This is a genomic window from Chromobacterium sphagni (genome assembly GCF_001855575.1).
Classification (GTDB): domain Bacteria; phylum Pseudomonadota; class Gammaproteobacteria; order Burkholderiales; family Chromobacteriaceae; genus Chromobacterium; species Chromobacterium sphagni.
This window is the reverse complement of the sequence record NZ_MKCS01000001.1, coordinates 2,458,569-2,479,891: the sequence shown is the minus strand read 5'-3', so window position 1 is coordinate 2,479,891 and position 21,323 is coordinate 2,458,569. Positions and strand designations below refer to the sequence as shown.

The 21,323-nt window shown below is 65.0% G+C and carries 15 protein-coding genes; 7 read left to right on the top strand and 8 right to left on the bottom strand.

Translation table 11 applies throughout. The features are described 5' to 3' along the window. Positions 1 to 17 precede the first annotated feature (17 nt). The gene (gene rlmB, locus BI347_RS11685; RefSeq protein WP_071115923.1) at positions 18 to 767 is read right to left on the bottom strand and encodes a 23S rRNA (guanosine(2251)-2'-O)-methyltransferase RlmB; all 750 of its coding nucleotides are present in this window, start codon (positions 765 to 767) and stop codon (positions 18 to 20) included. 63 nt (positions 768 to 830) lie between these two features. Then, positions 831 to 4,100 carry a bifunctional diguanylate cyclase/phosphodiesterase gene (locus tag BI347_RS11680; RefSeq protein WP_239690870.1) on the bottom strand — a complete coding sequence of 1,090 codons (3,270 nt, stop codon included), beginning with the start codon at positions 4,098 to 4,100 and terminating at the stop codon, positions 831 to 833. Positions 4,101 to 4,387: 287 nt separating this feature from the next. Here BI347_RS11680 and mfd point away from each other — a divergent pair, with 287 nt between their 5' ends. The 5 genes from mfd to BI347_RS11655 all read left to right on the top strand — a co-directional run bounded on the left by mfd (position 4,388) and on the right by BI347_RS11655 (position 11,428). After that, the gene (gene mfd / locus BI347_RS11675; RefSeq protein ID WP_071115922.1) at positions 4,388 to 7,786 is read left to right on the top strand and encodes a transcription-repair coupling factor; all 3,399 of its coding nucleotides are present in this window, start codon (positions 4,388 to 4,390) and stop codon (positions 7,784 to 7,786) included. 775 nt (positions 7,787 to 8,561) lie between these two features. Further along, a complete protein-coding gene (locus tag BI347_RS11670) occupies positions 8,562 to 9,191 on the top strand; it encodes a Clp protease ClpP (RefSeq protein ID WP_071115921.1) in 630 nt (209 codons plus the stop codon). Between the two features lie 64 nt (positions 9,192 to 9,255). Further along, on the top strand, positions 9,256 to 10,026 hold the full coding sequence (locus tag BI347_RS11665; protein ID WP_071115920.1) for a substrate-binding periplasmic protein: 771 nt from the start codon (positions 9,256 to 9,258) through the stop codon (positions 10,024 to 10,026). After that, positions 10,023 to 10,820 carry a substrate-binding periplasmic protein gene (locus tag BI347_RS11660; protein WP_071112722.1) on the top strand — a complete coding sequence of 266 codons (798 nt, stop codon included), beginning with the start codon at positions 10,023 to 10,025 and terminating at the stop codon, positions 10,818 to 10,820. The genes BI347_RS11665 and BI347_RS11660 overlap by 4 nt, the downstream gene beginning before the upstream one ends. Before the next feature lie 83 nt (positions 10,821 to 10,903). After that, a complete protein-coding gene (locus BI347_RS11655) occupies positions 10,904 to 11,428 on the top strand; it encodes a DinB family protein (RefSeq protein WP_071112721.1) in 525 nt (174 codons plus the stop codon). Here the strand turns inward: BI347_RS11655 and BI347_RS11650 are convergent. After that, on the bottom strand, positions 11,425 to 12,624 hold the full coding sequence (locus BI347_RS11650) for a GGDEF domain-containing protein (RefSeq protein WP_071112720.1): 1,200 nt from the start codon (positions 12,622 to 12,624) through the stop codon (positions 11,425 to 11,427). The genes BI347_RS11655 and BI347_RS11650 overlap by 4 nt on opposite strands. 30 nt (positions 12,625 to 12,654) lie before the next feature. Next, complete coding sequence (locus BI347_RS23575) at positions 12,655 to 12,954, bottom strand: hypothetical protein (RefSeq protein ID WP_139166939.1); 300 nt, start codon at positions 12,952 to 12,954, stop codon at positions 12,655 to 12,657. Between the two features lie 39 nt (positions 12,955 to 12,993). Here BI347_RS23575 and BI347_RS11645 point away from each other — a divergent pair, with 39 nt between their 5' ends. Beyond that, the gene (locus BI347_RS11645) at positions 12,994 to 13,368 is read left to right on the top strand and encodes a hypothetical protein (RefSeq protein WP_071112719.1); all 375 of its coding nucleotides are present in this window, start codon (positions 12,994 to 12,996) and stop codon (positions 13,366 to 13,368) included. Positions 13,369 to 13,437: 69 nt separating this feature from the next. Here BI347_RS11645 and BI347_RS11640 read toward each other — a convergent pair whose 3' ends face one another. Beyond that, positions 13,438 to 14,427 carry an aldo/keto reductase gene (locus BI347_RS11640; RefSeq protein WP_071112718.1) on the bottom strand — a complete coding sequence of 330 codons (990 nt, stop codon included), beginning with the start codon at positions 14,425 to 14,427 and terminating at the stop codon, positions 13,438 to 13,440. A 99-nt stretch (positions 14,428 to 14,526) separates the two neighbouring features. Here BI347_RS11640 and BI347_RS11635 point away from each other — a divergent pair, with 99 nt between their 5' ends. Then, positions 14,527 to 15,429 (top strand): LysR family transcriptional regulator, encoded by a 903-nt coding sequence (locus tag BI347_RS11635; protein WP_071112717.1) that lies wholly within the window; start codon positions 14,527 to 14,529, stop codon positions 15,427 to 15,429. A gap of 65 nt (positions 15,430 to 15,494) precedes the next feature. Here BI347_RS11635 and BI347_RS11630 read toward each other — a convergent pair whose 3' ends face one another. The 3 genes from BI347_RS11630 to BI347_RS11620 form a co-directional block, all read right to left on the bottom strand. After that, positions 15,495 to 16,886, bottom strand: a complete 1,392-nt coding sequence (locus BI347_RS11630) for an amino acid permease (protein WP_071115919.1) — start codon at positions 16,884 to 16,886, stop codon at positions 15,495 to 15,497. 266 nt (positions 16,887 to 17,152) lie between these two features. After that, positions 17,153 to 19,816: a bifunctional acetaldehyde-CoA/alcohol dehydrogenase gene (adhE, locus tag BI347_RS11625; protein ID WP_071112961.1), complete on the bottom strand. Its 2,664-nt coding sequence runs from the start codon at positions 19,814 to 19,816 to the stop codon at positions 17,153 to 17,155. 350 nt (positions 19,817 to 20,166) lie between these two features. Continuing rightward, on the bottom strand, positions 20,167 to 21,264 hold the full coding sequence (locus tag BI347_RS11620) for a carbonic anhydrase (RefSeq protein WP_158020772.1): 1,098 nt from the start codon (positions 21,262 to 21,264) through the stop codon (positions 20,167 to 20,169). Between the last annotated feature and the right edge of the window lie 59 nt (positions 21,265 to 21,323).

Genomic DNA, 21,323 nt, shown 5'->3' with positions numbered 1-21,323 from the left:
ACACTAGCAGCTCCGGCTCACCCTTGCGCCTTGACCACCCGCTGGCGGCGGCTTTCCGCCAGCACCATGCCGGACGACACCGACACGTTGAGGCTTTCCACAGTGCCGAACATCGGGATGGACACCAGCGCGTCGCAGTGCTCGCGGGTCAGCCTGCGCATGCCTTCGCCTTCCGCGCCCATCACCCAGGCCAGCGCACCGGCGGCTTCAAAATGGTAGAGGTCGGTATCGGCCTCCATGGTGGTGCCGGCGATCCACACACCGTGGTCCTTCAGTTCGCGCAGCGTGCGCGCCAAGTTGGTGACGGTGATGTAGGGCACCACTTCGGCGGCGCCGCAGGCCACCTTGGACACGGTGGCGTTCAGCGTGGCGGAGCGGTCCTTGGGCGCGATCACCGCGTGCACGCCCATCGCGTCGGCCACGCGCAGGCAAGCGCCCAGATTGTGCGGATCGGTGACGCCGTCCAGAATCAGCAGCAGCGGCGGCTCGGACAGGTTTTCCAGCACGTCGTCCAGATCCACGTAATTCATGCTGGCGTCTATCATCGCCACCACACCCTGGTGGCGCGCGTTGCCGCTCATGCTGTCCAGCCGTTCCTTATCGACGATGTGCAGCTTGACTTTTTCCTCGCCCGCCTTGTCCAGCACCGCCTTGGCGCGGGCGTCGTGGCGGCCGCCGGCCAGCCAGATTTCCAGCAGGCTTTTCGGGTTCTGCCACAGGCGGGCGTTGATGGCGTGGAAGCCGTGTATCAGGCGTTTGTTGCTCATGGCGGGGGGGGTCTCGATTCACAATCCCGCCATTTTAGCGCCAAGCCGGCTCCAGGCCCAGCTTCACGCCGGAATACCGGCCATCTCGTCCCGGCGCTGCCAGCCGAGCGCCAGCGCGGCGAAGTCCGCCGCCGGCAGCGGCCGGCTGAAATGGTAGCCCTGCAACGTGTGGCAGCCCTTGCTCTGCAGAAAAGCCGCCTGCTCCTCGCTCTCCACTCCTTCAGCCACCACGTGGAACTTCAGCTTCTTGGCCATCGCCAGTATCGCCTCGGCGATGGCGGCGTTGTCTTCGTCGGCCGGCAGGCCATCGACGAAAGACTGGTCTATCTTCAGCGTGTCCAGCGGGAAGCGCTTCAAATGAGACAGCGAGGAATAGCCGGTGCCGAAATCGTCGATCGACAGCCACACCCCCAGCGCCTTCAGTTCCGACAGCAGACTCACCGCCTCGCCCGGACTCTGCATGATCATGCTCTCGGTGATTTCCAGCTCCAACCGCTCCGCCGCCAGGCCGGCGGCCTGCAGCGCGCCGGCCACCTTGGCCGGCAGCGAGGGCTGGCCGAACTGGCGCGGCGACAGGTTCACCGCCAGCCTGGGCACCCTCACCCCCTCGAGATCCCAGGCCGCCAGCTGACGGCAGGCCTCGTGCAGCACCCAGTCGCCTATAGGCTTGATCAGGCCTGTTTCCTCCGCCAACCCGATGAAGCGCACCGGCGGCACCAGGCCCAGCTGCGGATGGCGCCAGCGGATCAGCGCCTCGGCGCCCTCCAGACTGCGGCTGTCCGCGCCCAGCTGCGGCTGGAAGTGCAGTTCGAACTCGCCGCGCTCCAGCGCCATGCGCAGACCGTTTTCCAGCAGCAGCCGCTCGAAGGTCTGGGTGTTCATGCCGATGTCGAAAAACTGGTAGGTGTTCTTGCCCGAATCCTTGGCGCGGTACATCGCCACGTCGGCGTTCTTCAGCAGAGTGCGCGCGTCCTGGCCGTCATGCGGGAACACGCTGATGCCTATGCTGCCGGTGATGAACACCTCGTGCGCCTCCAGGCTCAGCGGCCGGCCCAACTCGGCCAGGATGTCGCCGGCCATGTCGGCCAGCTGCTTGTGCTTGTCGAAGCCGGTCATCAGCAAGGTAAACTCGTCGCCGCCCAGCCGCGCCAGCAGGCCGCGCTCGCCAACCACCCGCGCCAGCCGCAGCGCGATCTCGCACAGCAGCTGGTCGCCGGCCTGGTGGCCGAAGGAGTCGTTGATCAGCTTGAAGCGGTCCAGATCGATGAACATCACCGCCAGTTGGCCGCCCTGGCTGGCCATTTGCGCCAGCGCCTCGTCCAGCCGCGCGGTGAGGCTGCTGCGGTTGGGCAGCCGGGTCAACGGGTCGTGGTTGGCCAGGAACTGCAGCCGCTCCTCGGCCTCCTTGCGCTGGGTGATGTCGGAGAACACCGCCACATAATTGGACAGCTGGCCGTCCTCGTCGCGTAGCGCGGAAATCGATAGCTCGGCCGGATACCATTCGCCGTTCTTGCGCCGGTCCTGCATCTCGCCCTGCCAGTGGCCCAGCGTGGCCAATGCCTGCTGCATCGCCTCCCGCTCCTGCTGCCCCAGGCTGAAGATGCGCGAAGGCTTGCCCAGCGTCTCGTCCTCGCTGTAGCCGGTGATGCGGGTGAAGGCGTCGTTGACGGCGATGATGCGGGCGCCGGCATCCAGGATCAGAATGCCTTCGGCCGAATTCTCGAACACCTTGGCCGCCAGCCTGAGGTTGGTATCGGCCAGCAGGCGCTCGGAGATATCCATCACCACGCCGATGATCGCCTTGCGCCCCTCCAGCTCGAACAGGCGGCTGTGCACCTCCATATCCACCAGCACGCCGTCCTTGCGCAGCGCGCGGGTGGAGTAGTGCATCACCGAGATATTGTCGCGGAAGCGGCGCAGCAGTTGCTGGCGCAGCCGGTTGGCCTCGCCCGGCATCAGCACCTGGCTCATGCTCATGCCCACCAGTTGCTCCTGCTCGTAACCCAGGATTTCGGCCAGCTTGGGATTGACGTAGACCAGCCGCTCGTCCTGCAGGATGTAGATGCCCACCAGCGACTGCTCCACCAGCGCCAAGTAGCGCTCCTCGGCTTCGCGCTTGGCTTTCTGCTCGCGCTTGCTCAAGGTGATGTCAGTGTCCACGCTGCCGACGCCGGCGGGCCGGCCATCGGCGTCGAACAGCGGAAACTTGGAAGCCAGCAGATAGGTCTCCAGGCCGTTCAGGCTGAAATGCTCCTCGAACTGGCGCGGCGACAGCAGGTTGAGCACCTGCTGGTCCTGCTCGCGTATCTGCGCGGCGTCGGCGGCGTCGAACACGTCCTCCGGCCGCCACCCCAGCAGCGACTGCGCGGACACCCCCACTCGGCGCGCGTAGGCGGCGTTCACCAGCAGGTAACGCCCGTCCATGTCCTTCAGCGACATCATGGTGGGGCTGTTGTTGACCAGCGACTCTATCCGCGCCTGAAAGGTCTTCAGCGCCGCTTCGTCAGTGCGGTGGCCGTCCATCAGGATCGCCACCAGCAGGCCGGAAACATTCAACGCCAGCGCCAGCAGCAGATCGGTGGAGGCGTTGCCCATGCCGGCATGCAGCGGCCAGCCGGGCGACAGCGCCGCCAACGACAATGCCAGCGTCACCATGCCGGCGGTCAGCGCGGCGCCGCCCAGGCCGGTACGCCAGGCAGCCCACAGGATGAAGGGGAAATACAGCAGCTGGCTGGGAATGTTCAGCGCCGCGCCGCAAGACAGCTGCAGCGACACCCCGCCTGCCACCAGCGCCAGAATCAGCGCCAACTCGATGCGCAGCGCCGCCGCCATCCGCCGCGGCACAGGCCAGGCCAGCGGCGCGCACAAGAACAACGCGGAACTGACCGCCGCCCAGCACTGCCACGACCACGACCAAGGCGCCATTGCCTGCTCGCTGGCCAGCCAGGCATAACCGCCCAGCAGCAGGGCCACCAGCAAGGCCGGATAGGCGATCAGAGTCAGCAGCAGGCGGCGCAATTCGCCCGGTGTGGCGGGACGCGCGCGCGCGCGCAGCAGGCCGCCCAGGCGCAGGCCGGGCAGAAGCAAAAACAAGGAGCCGGCCAGCGCCAAGGCCCAGACCGGCGAGGCCAGCTCGCCCGCCAGCAACAGCGCCGCCAGCGGCCACCACCAGCTGCGCCGCGCGCCGCGCGCCAGCAGCTGCCAGCAGAACAAGCCATGCGGCGCAAAACTGGCCAGCGACAACATCGCCTGCGGACTGCGCGGCCACAAAGCCACGCAGGCGGCGAATCCCAGGAAAACCAGCAACTCCTCCACCCAAGGTGTGGTCCTCACGCTCCGATCCTTCATTTCTTGTCGTCCGGTTTTCCGGATCTTGCTGATAGCTGACGCATGACAGACGCCGGCGACGGCGCCTGGGGCTGCATTATTCTTTTTACTGATACCACATTGACATTACACTCTGTATTTCTTCATGCTGAAATAAGACAGACTTGAGCCAAAGGCATACGATAGCCGGGATTCCCTCCGCCCGCCAGCGTCCGATGCCAGGTAAAGCCCATGGGCATGGCTGGCGGACTGTTATAATCGCGACAAGCACAACCTCGTAAAGCCAGATCAAGTTGGATACGCTCCCGATCATTCCGCCCCCCGGCCAGAAAACCCGCAGCGCCCATCTGCCGGACGGGCTGGACAGCCAAACCATCGCCGCGCTGGCGCGCCAGCGCCAGCCCTTGCTGATTCTCACCGCCGACGCCCAGTCCGCGCAGCGCTTGCAGGCCGAGCTGCCGTTCTTCGCGCCCGAGCTATCCATCGCGCTGTTCCCCGACTGGGAAACCCTGCCCTACGACCATTTCTCGCCGCACGGCGAACTGGTCAGCGAGCGGCTGGCCACACTGTGGCAGATCCGCCAGCGCGAATGCCAGGTGGTGATCGCGCCGGTCAGCACCGTGCTGGGCCGGCTGGCCCCGGTGGGCTACCTGCTGGGCCGCACCTTCTTTCTCAAGGCCGGCCAGCAGCTGGACGTGGAAAAGCTGCGCGGCGACATGGTCACCGCCGGCTACCAGCACGTCACCCAGGTAATGGCGCCGGGCGAGTTCTCGGTGCGCGGCGGCCTAGTCGACCTCTACCCGATGGGCTCGGCCCTGCCTTACCGGATAGACCTGTTCGACGCCGAAATCGACAGCCTGAAGACCTTCGACCCCGACAGCCAGCGCACGCTGTACCCGGTGCCGGAAATTCGCCTGCTGCCGGCGCGCGAATACCCGGCCGATGAGAGCGGCGTCACCGCCTTCCGCCAGCGCTACCGCGAGCGCATCGAGGGCGACCCCAGCAAGAGCCGCGTCTACAAGGACGTGTCGCAGGGGCTGTGGCCGGCCGGCATCGAATACTTCCTGCCGTTGTTCTTCGATGAAACCGCCACCCTGTTCGACTACTTGGGCGAGGACGCGCTGCTGGTGCTGCATCATGACGTGCAGGATGCCGCCGAAACCTTCTGGCGCGACGCCCAGGGTCGCTACGATATGGCGCGAGGCGACCTGGAACGCCCAATCCTGCCGCCGGCCGACCTCTTCCTGCGCCCGGACGAACTGATGGCCAGGCTCAAGCCCTATGCCCGCATCGAGCTGTCCTCCGACTGCGCCGCCGCCGGCAGCCTGGCCCTGCCCGACCTGGCGGTGGACCGCCGCTCCGACACGCCGCTGCATCGTCTGCAAAGCTATATCGCCCAAGGACAGCGCCGCATCCTGCTGGCGGCGGAAAGCCTGGGCCGGCGCGAAACCATGCTAGCCTTCCTGGCCGACAACGGCATCAAACCGACCCCGGTGGACAGTTGGGCCGACTTCGCCGGCGGCCAGACCGCGCTGGCGCTGACCGTTGCCCCGCTCTACTCCGGCTTCGCGATGCCGGACCCGGCCATCGCAGTGGTGACCGAAAGCGAGCTCTACCAGCACGTAGCGCGCAGCCACACCCGCCGCAAGCACAGCCGCAGCAGCTCCGACGCCATGCTGCGCGACCTGGCCGAGGTCAAGGCCGGCGACCCGGTGGTACACGAGGCGCACGGCATCGGCCGCTACGTCGGGCTGGTGACGATGGACTTGGGCGAGGGCGAAACCGAGCTGATGCAGCTGGAGTACGCCGACGGCGCCACGCTGTACGTGCCTGTGTCGCAATTGCAGCTGATCTCGCGCTACGCCGGCGGCGCCACCGACGACATCCAGCTACACAAGCTGGGCAACCCGGCCTGGGAAAAGGCCAAGAAGCGGGCGGCGGAGAAGGCGCGCGACACCGCCGCCGAGCTGCTCAACCTCTACGCCCAGCGCGCCGCGCGCGAGGGCCACAGCTTCACGCTGTCCCATGTCGACTACGCCGCCTTCGCCGCCGGCTTCGGCTTCGAGGAAACCGTGGACCAGGCCAGCGCCATCGAGGCGGTGATCCAGGACATGTGCTCCGGAAAACCCATGGACCGGCTGGTATGCGGCGACGTCGGCTTCGGCAAGACCGAAGTGGCGCTGCGCGCCGCCTTCGTCGCGGTGATGGGCGGCAAGCAAGTGGCGGTGCTGGTGCCCACCACCCTGTTGGCAGAACAGCACTTCCAGAACTTCTCCGACCGCTTCGCCGACTGGCCGGTGCGCATCGCCGAGCTGTCGCGCTTCAAAAGTGGCAAGGAAACCAAGCAGGCGCTGCAGGGCCTGGCGGAAGGCAGCGTCGACATCGTCATCGGCACCCACAAGCTGGTGCAGCCTGACATCCAGTTCAAGAACCTGGGCTTGGTCATCATCGACGAGGAACACCGCTTCGGCGTGCGGCAGAAGGAGCAGCTCAAGCGCCTGCGCGCCAACGTCGACGTGCTGACCCTCACCGCCACGCCGATTCCGCGCACGCTGTCGATGGCGCTGGAAGGCCTGCGCGACTTCTCCGCCATCACCACCGCGCCCTCGCGCCGGCTAGCGGTGAAAACCTTCGTCAGTCCCTTGAGCAACGGCGTGATCCGCGAAGCGGTGCTGCGGGAACTGAAGCGCGGCGGCCAGGTGTTCTTCCTGCACAACGAAGTCGACACTATAGAGAACATGCGCGAGAAGCTGACCGAGCTGATCCCGGAAGCGCGCATAGGCGTGGCCCACGGCCAGTTGCGCGAGCGCGAGCTGGAACAGGTGATGCGCGACTTCCTGCAGCAGCGCTTCAACCTGCTGCTGTGCTCCACCATCATCGAAACCGGCATCGACATCCCCAACGCCAACACCATCCTGATCAACCGCGCCGACAAATTCGGCCTGGCCCAGCTGCACCAGCTGCGCGGCCGCGTCGGCCGCTCGCACCACCAGGCTTACGCTTATCTGTTGACGCCGGACGGCATGACCCGCGACGCGCAGAAGCGGCTGGAGGCGATCCAGCTGTCCGGCGAGCTGGGCGCCGGTTTTTATCTGGCGATGCACGACCTGGAAATCCGCGGCGCCGGCGAAGTGCTGGGCGAGGGCCAGTCGGGCGAGATGCAGGAAGTGGGTTTCTCGCTGTTCACCGAGATGCTGAAGCAGGCGGTGCGCGACCTGAAAAAGGGCCGCGCACCCGACCTGGACGCGCCGCTGGGCGTCACCACCGAAATCAATCTGCACAGCCCGGCCTTGCTGCCGGATGCCTATTGCCCGGACGTGCATGAACGGCTGCTGATCTACAAGCGCCTGGCCAGTTGCGAGGCGGAGGGCGAGATCGACTCCATCCACGAGGAGCTGATAGACCGCTTCGGCCTGCCGCCGCAGAGCGTGAAGACGCTGATCGAGAGCCACCGGCTGCGGCTCGTCGCCAAGGAGCTGGGCGTGCAGAAGCTGGACGCCAGCGAGGTGGCAGTGCAGATCACCTTCATCAAGAACCCGCCGCTAGACCCGGTGAAGATCATCCTGCTGATCCAGAGCAAGAAGAACTACCGCTTGGCCGGCCAGGACAAGCTGCGGGTGGAGCAGGCGCTGCCGGAAGTGGCGCAGCGGATCGTGAAGGTGAAGGAGGTGTTGAAGGAGTTGAGCATGTAATCTCCTTCCTCAAGCAGCAAACGGCCAACCTGCCGGTTGGCCGTTTCATTTTAATCAAAGCAGGTATCCGCTTCGCGGATAATGTTAAATGCCGGTTCCGCCCGGCAGACGGGTGAGGGGGCTGCGCGGCCAGCCCCCTCACAACCCCAGGCCGCCCCGACAGCGCTGCGAAACCCCGTCCTCAAAGCCATTTTCAAGGAGCCGCCGGAACTAGCCGCGCGCTACCGTCGCGCGGCGTCGAACAACCGGCGTCTTAAAACCTTGAAAATGGCTTTGAAGCCAGCTTGCGCTGACGGGGATAGGGGCACATCGATTCGACTCTAAATTTTGGTGAACTCTGCGAATTTTTCAGCCTGAAGGTCATGACAAAACTTCTACTAAAAGCTTCCCGCTTTGGCTGAACATTTGCGACAAACCCTTTTCCCCTTCAGCGCGCGCCGGCAAAGAAGCGTCGGACGAGGTTTTAAGACGCCGGCTGTTCGACGCCGCGCGACGCTAGCGCGCGGCTAGTTCCGGCGGCGCCTCGTCCGGCGCTTTTTTGGCGGGATTTCGCGCGATGAGGGGCGGCCTGGGGTCGCGAGGGGGCTGGCCGCGCAGCCCCCTCGTCCGTTCGCCGGGCGGAACCGGCATCTAAACCATTGTCCGCGAAGCGGACACAAAACTCCCGATCAAACAGTGTTCACCTCAAGCGGACGGCTTGCTCCAATGCAAGGCAAGCCCCCCGCAACAGGGCTAAAGTGGAAGAAGCCGCGCGGAGAAGCGAAGAGGAGACGCCATGACCCGCCCGCATCCCGATCCAGAGGACGACGACAGCCATAAGCTGCCGCGGTACCGGCAATACGAAAGCCAAGGCACGGTGCGACAGATATCGTTCTACCTGTCCGACGAGATAGGCGCGGCCATCCACTACACCGACCTGCTGTACACGCTGCGCACCGCCAGCGCCACCGACATCGTGTTCCTGCACCTGAACACGCCGGGCGGCAACTTCGACACCGGCCTGCAGATCATCAACAACATGACCGCCAGCCAAGCCCACGTCGTCACTATCCTGGAAGCGCGCGCCTATTCCATGGGCGCGCTGATCTTCCTGGCCGGCGACGAGCTGATCGTGCACGACACCTGCCAGCTGATGTTCCACAACTACTCGTCCGCGCTGATAGGCAAGGGCAACGAGCAGCAGGCGCAGGTATTGGCCAGCGGCAAATGGTTTGAAAAGGTGATGCGCCACATCTGCCGCCCCTTCCTCACCGACGAGGAGCTGGACCACATCCTGAAGGGCGAGGACATCTGGCTAGACAGCGACAACATCCGCCGCCGGCTGGGCCATATCAAGAAAGGCGAGCCGGCCATCGCGCCGCGCAAACCGGCCAGGAGCCGGAAACCAGCGCCAAACACCGGCTAGCCGCAGGCTTGCCTTGCCTCGGGCTTGGTCGATAATCAAGACACACCGACTTGGGCCCGCCTGGATGAGCAACACCCTGAAGATCGCCTGCGCCGCGCTGCTCGCCTGCTGCGCCGCCCGCTACGGCCTTGCCGAAACGAATGGCGGCGCGCTGACGCTGGCGAGCGGCGAATTTCCGCCCTACTCCAGCGAAAAACTGCCGCAGGGCGGCATCAGCGCGGCCATCGTGCGCGAAGCCTTCCTCGCGGCGGGAATGGCCGCGCCCAGGATAGCGTTCCTGCCGTGGAAACGCGGCTATTCGGAAACGGAACAGAATCGCTTCGCCGCCAGCTTTCCCTACGCCCGCGATGCCAACCGCGAAAAGCAGTTCCTGTTTTCCACCCCGTTGCATCTGGACCATTTTTCCTACATTGTCCGCCAAGGCGACGAAGATGCGGCGAAAGGCCGCTGGCGGGGCAAGCGGCTATGCTTGCCGCTGGGCTGGACCACCGCTTACATAGCCGCCGACGCCCGCAAATACCAGTGGCGGCTGGAGCGCCCGCCCACGCTGGACAACTGCCTGAAAATGCTGAACAGCAATATAGTGGACATGGTGTCGTGCAACGACTTCGTCGCCTCTTTCACCATCCGCCAGTTGTACGGTGAGCGCTCGCCCTTCGTCATCGCCAGCGTGGGCAGACAGCAGATCAGCGCGCTTTACCTGATCGTCAGCCGCCGCCGGCCCGACGCCAGCCAGCTGATCCGGCAATTCAACCAGGGCCTGGCCGCGCTGCATCGCAGCGGCCGTTACCAGCAACTGGTCCAGCAATCGCGCGACGCATCGTCCAGTCAATGAAACCGCTCGCCCACACTACCACCCGCGGTTGGCCGGCAATCTTGCTCAGCGGGCTGCTGGCCTGCCAAGACGCGCAGGCATCAGACCGCGTGCTTCGCGTGGTTTTCTCCTCCGGCCGACCGCCTTTTTCCTTTCATGACGCCAAGTTGGGCGACACCGGCATCGAGGTGGACCTGATGCGGGCGGCGCTGCAGCGGCTGGGCTATGCGATGAAGACCGCGATCGTCCCCAACTCGCGGCTGCTGCTGGCCGTTGCCGGCGGCCAGGCCGACATCGCCTCGGCGGTGCACGAACACGGCGCCGACGAAAAGGGCCTGTATTACTCGGACAACTTCATCGAATACCACAATGTCGCCATCGGCAAGCAGGACCGGCGGCTGGACATTCGCTCGCAGCTGGATCTGAGCGGACACAGCTTCGCCATCTGGCAACACGGCTGGCGCGATCTCGGCCCCACCTTCCAGGCCATCTACCAACCCGACCCGTCCGGCCGCTTCCGCTACAACTATCACGAGACGGCCAGCCAGGAAAACCAGTGCCGGATGTTCTGGGCCAACCGGGTGGAACTGCTGATCATCGACCGCACGGTATTCAGCTGGTTCCGCGACAAGCTGGCCAGCAGCCTGCCCACCGATGCGGCAGTGACGTATTACGACATCTTTCCCCAGAACACCGCTTTTCCCGCAGCCTTCCGCGATAAGACGCTGCGCGACCGCTTCAACCAGGCGCTGCGGCAACTGCGCCAAAGCGGCGACTACCCGCGCATCCTGGCGCGCTACCGGCTGGGAGGCTGAAGCGCCACGCCATGCCGATGGAATTGATGGCGGCCAGCTTTGTCTATATGCTTGACCAGTCATTCACGGAAGCCCCCTGAGCCATGCCGCTACGCAATATACGCATGCTGGTCCGCTATAGCGCCTGGGCCAATCAGCGCCTGCTGGCCTCGCTGTCATCGCTGCCGGAAACCGAACTGCTCAAACCGCGCGCCACCCTATTCGGCAGCATCCTCGGCACGCTCAACCACAATCTGGTGGTGGACCGCATCTGGCAGGGCCATCTGCTGGCGCGCCCGCACGGCTACGCCAGCCGCAGCACCGAACGCATCCCCGGCCTAGACGAACTGAGCCAGGACCAGAGCCAACTGGACCAGTGGTACGTCAACTATGCCGACAGCCTGGACGCGGCGGCCCACGACCAAGTCGTGGATTTCGCCTTTGTCGACGGCGGCCGCGGCAGCATGCGCCGTGGCGATATCCTGTTGCACATCGTCAACCACAAGAACTACCACCGCGGCTTCGTCGCCGACCTGCTGTACCAGGTGCCGGCCGCGCCGCCGGCGACCGACCTGCCGGTCTACCTGCGCGATGCCCACCTCGAGGCCGAAACCGCGCGCGCAGGCTAGCCCGCCGCCGCTTCGCGCTCCATTTCGACGCGGTTGCGCCCCTTGTGCTTGGCCTGGTAGAGCAGCACGTCCGCCTCCAGGAACAGGCTGGCCAGGTTGGCGTGCTCGTCGGCGCGCAGGCTGGCCACGCCTATGCTGGCACTGATCGACAGCGGGCAGGCGCCCACCACCGGCTTGAGATTGGCGATGGCGCGCCGCAAGCGGTCGGCCATATTGTAGGCCTCGATACGCGCGGTCTGCGGCAGCAGCGCCACGAATTCCTCGCCGCCATGCCGGCCCAGCAGATCGCCGTGGCGGGTCTCGCCGCGCAGGCAATCGGCCAGTTGGCGCAGCACCTCGTCGCCGGCCTGATGGCCGTGGCAATCGTTGATGCGCTTGAAATGATCCAGATCGATCAGCAGCAGCGCCAATGGCTCCCGCCTGGCATGCGCGCGCATAAACAGGCCTTCGGCCTTTTCATGGAAGGTGCGGTGGTTGTACAACCGGGTCAGGCCGTCTTGCTGCGCCTGCAGCTTGACCTGCAGCAGCAGCCGCTCATAACTGATGAACAGCATGCTGAGGCTGAAGCAGAAGGTGGTCCAGAACAGGCCCAGCGAAGTGAAGAGATTGAACATCGCGCAACGTTGGCCAAAACCCGGGTCCCCGGCATACCAGGCCACGCTCCAGCGGCAAGCGGCAATCGCCGTGATCGCCGCCGCCAACCCCAAGGCCAGCCTGTGGCCGGCGGGCGTGGCCTGGCGCCGCTGCCGCCACAACAGCCGGATGACCATGATCCAGTACAGCAGATGCGCGCCCGAAGTGACCATCACCCGGCGGCCATAGCCATCCATTCCCCCCCAGTAGACGAAGGCCAGCATCACCACCGCCACCGACAAGGCCGTGAAAGGCCAGCTGCAAGGCCGGCCAAACATCTGTTGCGTGGCGATCAGCGCCAGCGGATGGAACAGCAGCAGCAGCAAGGTATCCAACACCAGCATCGGCCAGGGCGCCAGCAATGGCGGCAGGTACGCCAGCAGGGTTCCGCCCGCGGCAATGGCTCCGCCGATTCCCAGCGTGAGCAGCGCGCGCTCCTTGCGGTTGTAAAACCAGAACAGCGCCACCACCCCGGTCAGCATCGCCGTGTAGCCGGTGGTGCTGAGCAAAGTTGCCTTGAAATCCAGAATGCTTTGTATGCTTTGTATGGTTTGATTTGACATGGAAGTCGGATGGAATGAAACGGCGCCCGCTCAGACAGCCTCAATCGCCGCGCCGACGGGATTGTCGGCCCGCGAAACGCAGACACCATAGCAGATAGCCACCGCTGTGCATGACGTCGGCGATGCCTTGCGCATGAAAAACCATGCGCCGTGGCATCGCCGCAACGCCGCTTGCGGCCAGTCTTCTTGCCCTTCCCCCCGCATATTGGATAAAATATCCACTTCCTTCAGATGTTTGCGCGCAATGTTCCATCCGCGCCAGCATCCATGCCAGCCACGCGGAGCGATCCGCTCGCCGCGCCAGCCAGCGTTTCCCCCAAGAACCAACATCCGGCCGTCCACAGGCGGACCGGCATAGCAGGAACCGATATGCGCCTTCGCCTTTTCCTGCTGCCGCTGGCGCTTTGTAGCGCGCAGCTGGCAGCCAAACCCCTGCCCTCCTACGATTTCGCGCTGCCGGCCAAACCGGCGGCCGCGCCCCGCATCAGCATGGAGGCCCCGGCCAAGCCGCTGCAAACCAAACCAGCCATGCCGTTGCCCAATCTAGACAGCCCGGCCGCGCTCTCCCCGCGCCAACAACAGGAAATGCTGCAGCGGCTGGACAAAGTGCAATCCCCGGCGCTGCCGGGCCAGACGCCGCGCGCGCCGTGGGACCGCTACCAGCCGCTGCCGCGCTTCGACCCCGCCACCGGCAAGCCGCGCGCCATCCCCATGCACGAGTTGCCCAGGCTGCCGGGCCGCTGAGCGCCGCCAGCCGCTGGCAAGCCGGAGCACCCGCTTGCGCTCAGGCGGAACCACCAACGCGCGCCTGGCTTAACGGTTGAGCAAGGGCATCGCCTCGGCCGCGTAGCGCAGGCCGCTGACCTGGCCGCCGGCGAACAGCGCCGCCAGCCTGGCGGATTCCTCCTGGCTCAACACGACATTCAGCGCGCCCAGGTTGTCGTGCAGATTGGCCTGCTTGCGCGCGCCGGGGATGGCGACGATATCCTCGCCCTGCGCCAGCACCCAGGCCAGCGCCAGTTGCGCCGGGCTGCAGCCCTTGGCCGCCGCCAACTCCTTCACCCGTTCGACCAGTTGCAGATTGCGCTGGAAATTTTCGCCCTGGAAACGCGGATTGCCGCGGCGGAAGTCGTCCGGCGCGAAATCGTCCGGGCTCTTGATCGCGCCGGTGAGGAAGCCGCGGCCCAGCGGGCTGTAGGCCACCAGGCTGGTGCCCAGTTCGCGGCAGGCCGCCAACACGCCGTCTTCCGGATCACGCGTCCACAGCGAATATTCGCTTTGCAGCGCGTGGATCGGATGCACCGCCGCCGCGCGGCGCAGCGTGGCCGCCGACGCCTCGGACAGGCCCAGGTAGCGCACCTTGCCTTGGCGCACCAGTTCGGCCATCGCGCCCACGGTCTCCTCGATCGGCACCGCCGCATCGACCCGGTGCAGGTAGTAGAGGTCGATATGCTCCACGCCCAGCCGCCGCAGACTGCCTTCGCAGCTGGAGCGCACATAGTCGGGACGGCCGTTGACGCCCCGCCGCGCCGGATCGGCCGGGTCCATCACGATGCCGAACTTGGTTGCCAGCACCACTTCGCCGCGGCGACGCGCCAGCACTTTGGCCAACAGTTCTTCATTGGTGTAGGGGCCGTACATGTCGGCGGTATCCAACAAATTGACGCCCAGGTCCAGCGCCGCATCCAGCGTGGCCAGCGATTCGGCGTCGTCGTGCGGGCCGTAGAAAGCGCTCATGCCCATGCAGCCCAGACCCAGCGCGGCAACTTGCGGGCCGTTGCGGCCCAGTGTGCGTTTTTGCATTGCCAAGACTCCTGTCGGTTGAAGTAGCGTCAGCATAGGCGATGGCAATGTGCGGATAAATGACCGAAAATGACAAACATTATTTAGTGGGACTTCACAGTGTCGCGCACGCAACATGACGCGCTGGCGGCCTTCAGCCGGATCGCCCGCCACAAGAGCTTCACCCGCGCCGGCGCCGAACTGGGCGTCAGCGCCTCGGCACTGAGCCAGAGCATGCGCCAGCTGGAAGACTCGCTGGGCGTGCGCCTGCTCACCCGCACCACCCGCCAGGTCACGCTGACCGAAGCCGGCGAGGCGTTGCTCGCCAGGCTGTCCCCGGCGCTGGACGAGATCGGCGCGGCGCTGGAAGAGGCCCGCCAGTCGCAGGGTCAACCGGCCGGACTGCTGCGGCTGACACTGCCGCACAGCGCGGCCCAACTGTTGTTCTACCCGCTGCTGGCCGACTTCCTGGCGAGCCACCCGCAATTGACACTGGAACTGGACGTCAACAATGGCCTGGTGGACATCGTCGCCCAGCGTTTCGACGCCGGCATACGCTTCGGCGAAACGCTGCAGCCTGGCATGCGCGCGCTGCAGATCAGCCAGCCGCTGCGCTTCATCGTAGCGGCCTCTCCCGATTATCTGGCTCGGCGCGGCGCGCCCGCCCGGCCGGATGATCTGGCCCGCCACGCCTGCATCGGCTACCGTTTCGGCGGCAACGGCCAGCAATACCGCTGGCAGTTTGTCCAGGACGGCCAGCCCTTGCAGCTGGCGCTGAGCGGACCGCTGATCGCCAACGACAATATGGCCATCCTGCATGCCGCAATGGGCGGCGCGGGCCTCGCCTATCTGGCCGAGCCCCTGGCTCGGCCTCAGATAGCCGCCGGCCGCCTGCAAGCGGTGCTGGACGCTTTCATGCCGCCGGCGGAGGCCTTCCATCTCTACTACCCACACCACCGCCAGCCGCCGGCCAAGTTGCGCGCGCTGATAGCCTTCCTGCGCGGGCGCGCCGGCCTGCCATGAACCGGCCGCCGAAATGAAAAAAGCCTACTCCCGGCGGGAACAGGCCGGGATCGGCCCCGCGGCGCTCAGCGGCCCTGCCGCGCCAGTTGCCCGGCGGCATCGCGCTTGTGGTAGCCCAGCAGGTAGTACGCCGCCACCAGGAACACCAGCCAGCCCGGGCCGACCATCAACGCCACCCGGGTGTCGGGGAAGTAGGCCATCAGGCCGATGACCAGCGCCAGGAAGCCCAGCGTCAGATAGGAACCGTACGGCCACAGCGGCATGCGGTGGCTGATCGCCGCCAGTTGCGCCGGCGACAGCATGCGGCGGAAACGCAGCTGCGCCAACAGGATGATCAGCCAGGTCCACACCGCGCCGAAAGTGGAGATGGCGGTCAGCCAGGTGAACACCTCCTTGGGCGCCAGGTAGTTGAGCAGCACGCCCACCAGCAACGCGGCGATAGACAACAGCAGCGCCGGCACCGGCACGCCGTTTTTCGACACGCGGGCGAACAGCGGCAGCGCCTGCTTCTGCTCCGCCAGGTTGAACAGCATGCGGCCGGTGCTGTAGATGCCGCTATTGCACGAAGACAAGGCGGCGGTCAGCACCACGAAGTTGATGATGCCGGCGGCTGCCGGGATGCCCAGGCTCTGGAACGTCATCACGAAGGGACTGCCGCGGGTGCCCAGCTCGTTCCACGGATAGATGGCCAGGATCACGAACAGCGCGCCGATGTAGAAGATCAGGATGCGCCAGAACACCGAATCCACCGCGCGCGCCAGCGCCTTTTTCGGATTCTTGGCCTCGCCGGCGGTCAGGCCCAGCATTTCCACGCCCAGGTAGGCGAACATCACCATCTGCAAGGACATCAGCACGCCGGTGAAGCCGTGCGGCATGAAACCGCCGTGCGCCCACAGATTGGAAATGCCGGTGGCCACGCCGTGGTTGCCGAAACCGAAGGCGATCATGGCGAAGCCGCCGGCTATCATCAATACGATGGTGACGATCTTGATCAGCGCGAACCAGAACTCGAACTCGCCGTAGGCCTTTACCGCGATCAGGTTGACGCCGCCCATCGCCAGCATCGCCGCCAGCACCCAGTACCAGGACGGCACATCCGGGAACCAGATGCCCATGTAGACGCCGACCGCGGTGATCTCCGCCATGCAGGTCACCAGCCACAGAAACCAGTAGTTCCAGCCGGTGAGGTAGCCGGCCAGCGGCCCCAGATAGTCTTGCGCGTAGCGGCTGAACGAGCCGGCTACCGGATTGTGGATGGCCATTTCGCCCAGCGCGCGCATGATCATGAAGATGGCCAGACCGCCTATGCCGTAGGCCAGCATGATGGCCGGCCCCGCCATCTTGATGGCGGTGGCGGAACCGAGGAACAGGCCGACACCTATGGTTGCCCCCAGCGCCATCAGATTGATATGCCTCTCCTCCAGCCCCCGGTGCAGGGTCTGTTGCTCTCCCGACATATAGTGCTCCTTGTGTAAACGTTGAACTTCCGGCTATTGCTTGTGCTGTTGCGCCGGAATGACAAAGCATTTTACATAGATTCATATCGATATGAATATTTGAGCACTTTATTAAAATTAAAATGAATCAACTAGCATTCAAATTTCATAAAACAAACCCATATCAGCCATGATGCGCCGCAGTCGCCTCCTGCCCGGCGCGGCTCCAGGCCGTAAAAAAACCCGGAGCCAGGCTCCGGGTTGCGCTGCGGCATGCCAGGCCGGGATCAGGCCGTCTTGAGCTTGCCCTTGCCTTTAGCGACTTTCTCTTCCACCTCTTCCTCGCGCTCCCAGGCTTCGCGGTAGGCGCGGCCGTAATAGCTGTCCAGCAGCAACTGCTTCAATTCGCTGATCAGCGGGTAGCGCGGATTGGCGCCGGTGCACTGGTCGTCGAAGGCCGCCTCGGCCAGCGCGTCCAACTTGGCGAGGAAATCCGCCTCCGCCACGCCGGCGGCCTGGATCGACGCCGGGATGGCCAGCGTCCTCTTCATCTCGTCCACCCATTCGATCAGCTTCTCGACGCGGGCGTGGTCGCTATTGGCTTCCAGGCCCAGGTGGCGGGCGATCTCGGCGTAGCGCGCCACGCTCTTGGGGCGGTCGTACTGGCTGAAGGCGGTCTGCTTGGTCGGCACGTCGGCGGCGTTGTAGCGGATCACATTGCTGATCAGTAGCGCGTTGGCCAGGCCGTGCGCCAGGCCGAACTCGGCGCCGATCTTGTGCGCCATCGAATGGCAGACGCCGAGGAAGGCGTTGGCGAAGGCGATGCCGGCGATGGTGGCGGCGTTGTGCACCTGTTCGCGCGCCTTCGGGTCTCCCGCGCCGTTGCGGTACGACGACGGCAGGTAGTCCTTCAGCATCTTCAAGGCTTGCAAGGCCTGCGGATCGGAGTATTCGTTGGCCATCACCGACACATAGGCTTCCAGCGCGTGGGTGACGGCGTCGATGCCGCCGAAGGCGGTCAGCGACTTGGGCATGTCCATCACCAGATTGGCGTCGACGATGGCCATGTTCGGCGTCAGCTCGTAGTCGGCGATCGGATATTTCACGCCGGTCACTTCGTCGGTGACCACCGCGAACGGCGTCACTTCCGAGCCGGTGCCCGAGGTGGTCGGCACCGCCACCATCATCGCCTTCTGCCCCAGTTTCGGGAATTGGTAGATGCGCTTGCGGATGTCCATGAAGCGCAGCGCCAGATCGGCAAAGTGGACCTCCGGATGCTCGTACATCACCCACATGATCTTGGCCGCGTCCATCGGCGAGCCGCCGCCTATCGCCATGATCACATCCGGCTTGAAAGCGTGGGCCAGGTCGGCGCCCTTGCGCACCACCGCCAGCGTCGGGTCGGCCGGCACTTCGAAGAAGGTTTCCACTTCCAGGCCCATCTTCTTCAGCAGGCGGATCGGCTCGTCGACGAAGCCGTGCTCGAACAAGTACTGGCCGGTGACGATCAGGCAGCGCTTCCTACCGGCCAGGTCTTCCAGCGCCACCGGCAGGCAGCCGCGGCGGAAGTAGATGGACTTGGGCAGCTTGTGCCACAGCATGTTTTCAGCCCTCTTGGCGACGGTTTTCTTGTTGATCAGGTGTTTGGGGCCGACATTCTCGGAGATGGAGTTGCCGCCCCAGGAGCCGCAGCCCAAGGTCAGCGACGGCGCCAGGCTGAAGTTGTACAGATCGCCGATGCCGCCCTGGGACGACGGGGTGTTGATCAGGATGCGAGCTGTCTTCATCCGGTTGCCGAAGTAACGCACGCGTTCTTCCTGCAGATCCTGGTCGGTGTACAGCGCCGAGGTGTGGCCTATGCCGCCCATGGTCACCAGCGCCTCGGCCTTGTCGCAGGCGTCGATAAAATCCTTCGCCCGGTACATCGCCAGCGTCGGCGACAGTTTTTCGTGGGCGAAGGCTTCCTTCTCTGATACCTCGCTCACCTCGCCTATCAGCACCTTGGTGGTCGGCGGCACGTCGATGCCCGCCATCGCGGCGATTTTGGCCGCGCTCTGGCCAACGATGGCGGCGTTCAGGCTGCCGTCCTGCAGGATCACCTTGCGCACCGCCTCGACCTCGCTCCCCTTCAGGATGTAGCCGCCATGCTTGGAGAAGCGCTCGCGCACCGCGTCGTAGATTTCATCGACGATGATCACCGACTGCTCGGACGCGCACACCACGCCGTTGTCGAAAGTCTTGGACATCAGAATGGAGGCGACGGCGCGCTTGATGTCGGCGGTTTCGTCTATCACCGCCGGGGTATTGCCGGCGCCGACGCCGATGGCGGGCTTGCCGGAGGAGTAAGCGGCCTTGACCATGCCCGGACCGCCGGTGGCCAGGATCAGGTTGACGTCCGGGTGGTGCATCAGCTGGTTGGACAGCGCCACCGACGGCTCGTCTATCCAGCCTATGATGTCCTGCGGCGCGCCGGCGGCCACCGCGGCGTCCAGCACCAGGCGGGCGGCTTCGCAGGTGGAGCGGCGCGCGCGCGGGTGCGGCGAGAAGATGATGCCGTTGCGGGTCTTCAGCGAGATCAGCGCCTTGAAGATGGCGGTGGAGGTCGGGTTGGTGGTCGGCACGATGCCGCACAGCACGCCGATCGGCTCGGCGATGGTGAGGGTGCCGAAGGTGTCGTCCTCGGACAGCACGCCGCAGGTCTTCTCGTCCTTGTACTTGTTGTAGATGTACTCGGAGGCGAAGTGGTTCTTGATCACCTTGTCCTCCATCACCCCCATGCCGGTTTCGGCCACCGCCATCCGCGCCAGCGGGATGCGGGCGTCGGCGGCGGCCAGCGCGGCGCAGCGGAAGATATGGTCGACCTGCTCCTGGCTGAACTGCGCGAACGCCGTCTGCGCCTTTTTGACACGCGCCACCAGCGCGTCCAGCTCGATCTGATTGCTAACAGCCATGTTGTCTCTCCAGAACCAAATGAAATTGCCGGGCGCCGCGCGGTTTATTTCCAGCGCCATGTTTGCGAAAGTGAATGAATATGCGGAGAAAATCCCATTCCCCGCCGCAAAACGATGGCGGCGCCATCAAACCTTTGTAGCGAATCGATTACATCGCAGGCCACATGCCCTTATTAAAATCAAGGCTTTTGCATTGCCTACCCGCTGATTCGCTTGATTCGCCACCATGTTAATCCGTTTGCGGATATTCGATTTTGCGCATAGCCAAACAATTGCCGGTTTCCCAACGAAAAGAGCGCCGATTCGGCGCTCTTCAGATAGTCCAGACAGGAATCGCTGTAACGGCGGCGCTACCGCCCCATGAAACCGTACTTGAAATACTGGCCGCTGCGGCTCAGCTCACGGATGCGGACCGGATCGGTCTCGCCGTTGATATTGGTGATCACCAGCCGGCCGCGGCCCTGCTTCAGATCGTTGTTGAAATCGTAGTAGCCGCCCAGCACCGCCAGCCGGCCGGCCTCTACCTCGCCGGAGAACTTGAGGATCGAGCCTTCCACCTGGTTGTTGATGTTGATCAGCGCGCCGTTGGTGGCGTCGATGCCCTTGGGTATCTCGATATTGTCCAGTTCCTTCTGGATCGCAGGCTCCATCGCGCTGTAATCGCTGGCCGCCGCCTTGATCGCGCCGCAGCCGGAATGGCTGATGAACATCAGCAAGGGCGTGTGCAGGTGGCGCACGCCGTATTCGACCGAGCCCTCCGACGTGGCCAGCTGGTTGCCCAGATTGCTGATCACGAACAGCTCGCCGTCGGCGTCGCCGCCCAGCATGCCCACCTGGCCGCCGGGATTGGAGCAGGTCACCACCGTGGCCCTGGGCATCTGACGCTCGCCCAGCTTGGCGAGATAGCCCGGCGAATGCTTGGCGATATAGGCGCCGTTGGCCTTGAGTATGCTGCCGACCACGCTCTTCACCTGGCCGGTCTCGCCAGCCGCGGGCTTGGCCGCGGCATGCGCGACCTGTCTGGGCTTGGCACGCGCCTTGCGGGCCGCGTGCGGCCTGCCGCCCGGCGCCGTCACCTCGGGACTGGGCTGGCTCAGATCCCGCGCCGGCGGCTTGCCCATCGGCACCGCGGGTTCCATTTTCTCCGGCGCTGCCGCATCAGCCTTGGCCGGAGCGCCTTTCTTGGCCGCCTCCATCTTCTTGCCCGCTTCCGCGGGCTTGCCGCCTGCGGCCGGCTTGACCTGAGTTCCGCTGGCCGGGGAGGATGGGGAAGGCATGGCCGCGGCCGGCCCTTCCGGCGTCTGGGCCGGCTTGCCCACCCGCAGCGGCAGCTTGATCACCTGCTGCACCTGGGGCTCCGCCGCTCCCGGCGCATCGTCCGCCCATGCCGACTGCAACGCCAGCAGCAGCGGCAACGCCATGCACGATCTGATATGCCGAGGCTTCATGCTCTGGTCCTTAAGGTCATCAAAGGAAATATTCATTCTATTCTGCATCATCGACTATA

Excerpts from the sequence above, each read along its gene's own strand:
- rlmB (WP_071115923.1), bottom strand. The coding sequence starts at position 767 with ATGAGCAACAAACGCCTGATACACGGCTTCCACGCCATCAACGCCCGC.
- BI347_RS11670 (WP_071115921.1), top strand. The coding sequence starts at position 8,562 with ATGACCCGCCCGCATCCCGATCCAGAGGACGACGACAGCCATAAGCTG.
- BI347_RS11665 (WP_071115920.1), top strand. The coding sequence starts at position 9,256 with ATGAGCAACACCCTGAAGATCGCCTGCGCCGCGCTGCTCGCCTGCTGC.
- BI347_RS11660 (WP_071112722.1), top strand. The coding sequence starts at position 10,023 with ATGAAACCGCTCGCCCACACTACCACCCGCGGTTGGCCGGCAATCTTG.
- BI347_RS11655 (WP_071112721.1), top strand. The coding sequence starts at position 10,904 with ATGCCGCTACGCAATATACGCATGCTGGTCCGCTATAGCGCCTGGGCC.
- BI347_RS11650 (WP_071112720.1), bottom strand. The coding sequence starts at position 12,624 with ATGTCAAATCAAACCATACAAAGCATACAAAGCATTCTGGATTTCAAG.
- BI347_RS23575 (WP_139166939.1), bottom strand. The coding sequence starts at position 12,954 with ATGTTGGTTCTTGGGGGAAACGCTGGCTGGCGCGGCGAGCGGATCGCT.
- BI347_RS11645 (WP_071112719.1), top strand. The coding sequence starts at position 12,994 with ATGCGCCTTCGCCTTTTCCTGCTGCCGCTGGCGCTTTGTAGCGCGCAG.
- BI347_RS11640 (WP_071112718.1), bottom strand. The coding sequence starts at position 14,427 with ATGCAAAAACGCACACTGGGCCGCAACGGCCCGCAAGTTGCCGCGCTG.
- BI347_RS11630 (WP_071115919.1), bottom strand. The coding sequence starts at position 16,886 with ATGTCGGGAGAGCAACAGACCCTGCACCGGGGGCTGGAGGAGAGGCAT.
- adhE (WP_071112961.1), bottom strand. The coding sequence starts at position 19,816 with ATGGCTGTTAGCAATCAGATCGAGCTGGACGCGCTGGTGGCGCGTGTC.
- BI347_RS11620 (WP_158020772.1), bottom strand. The coding sequence starts at position 21,264 with ATGAAGCCTCGGCATATCAGATCGTGCATGGCGTTGCCGCTGCTGCTG.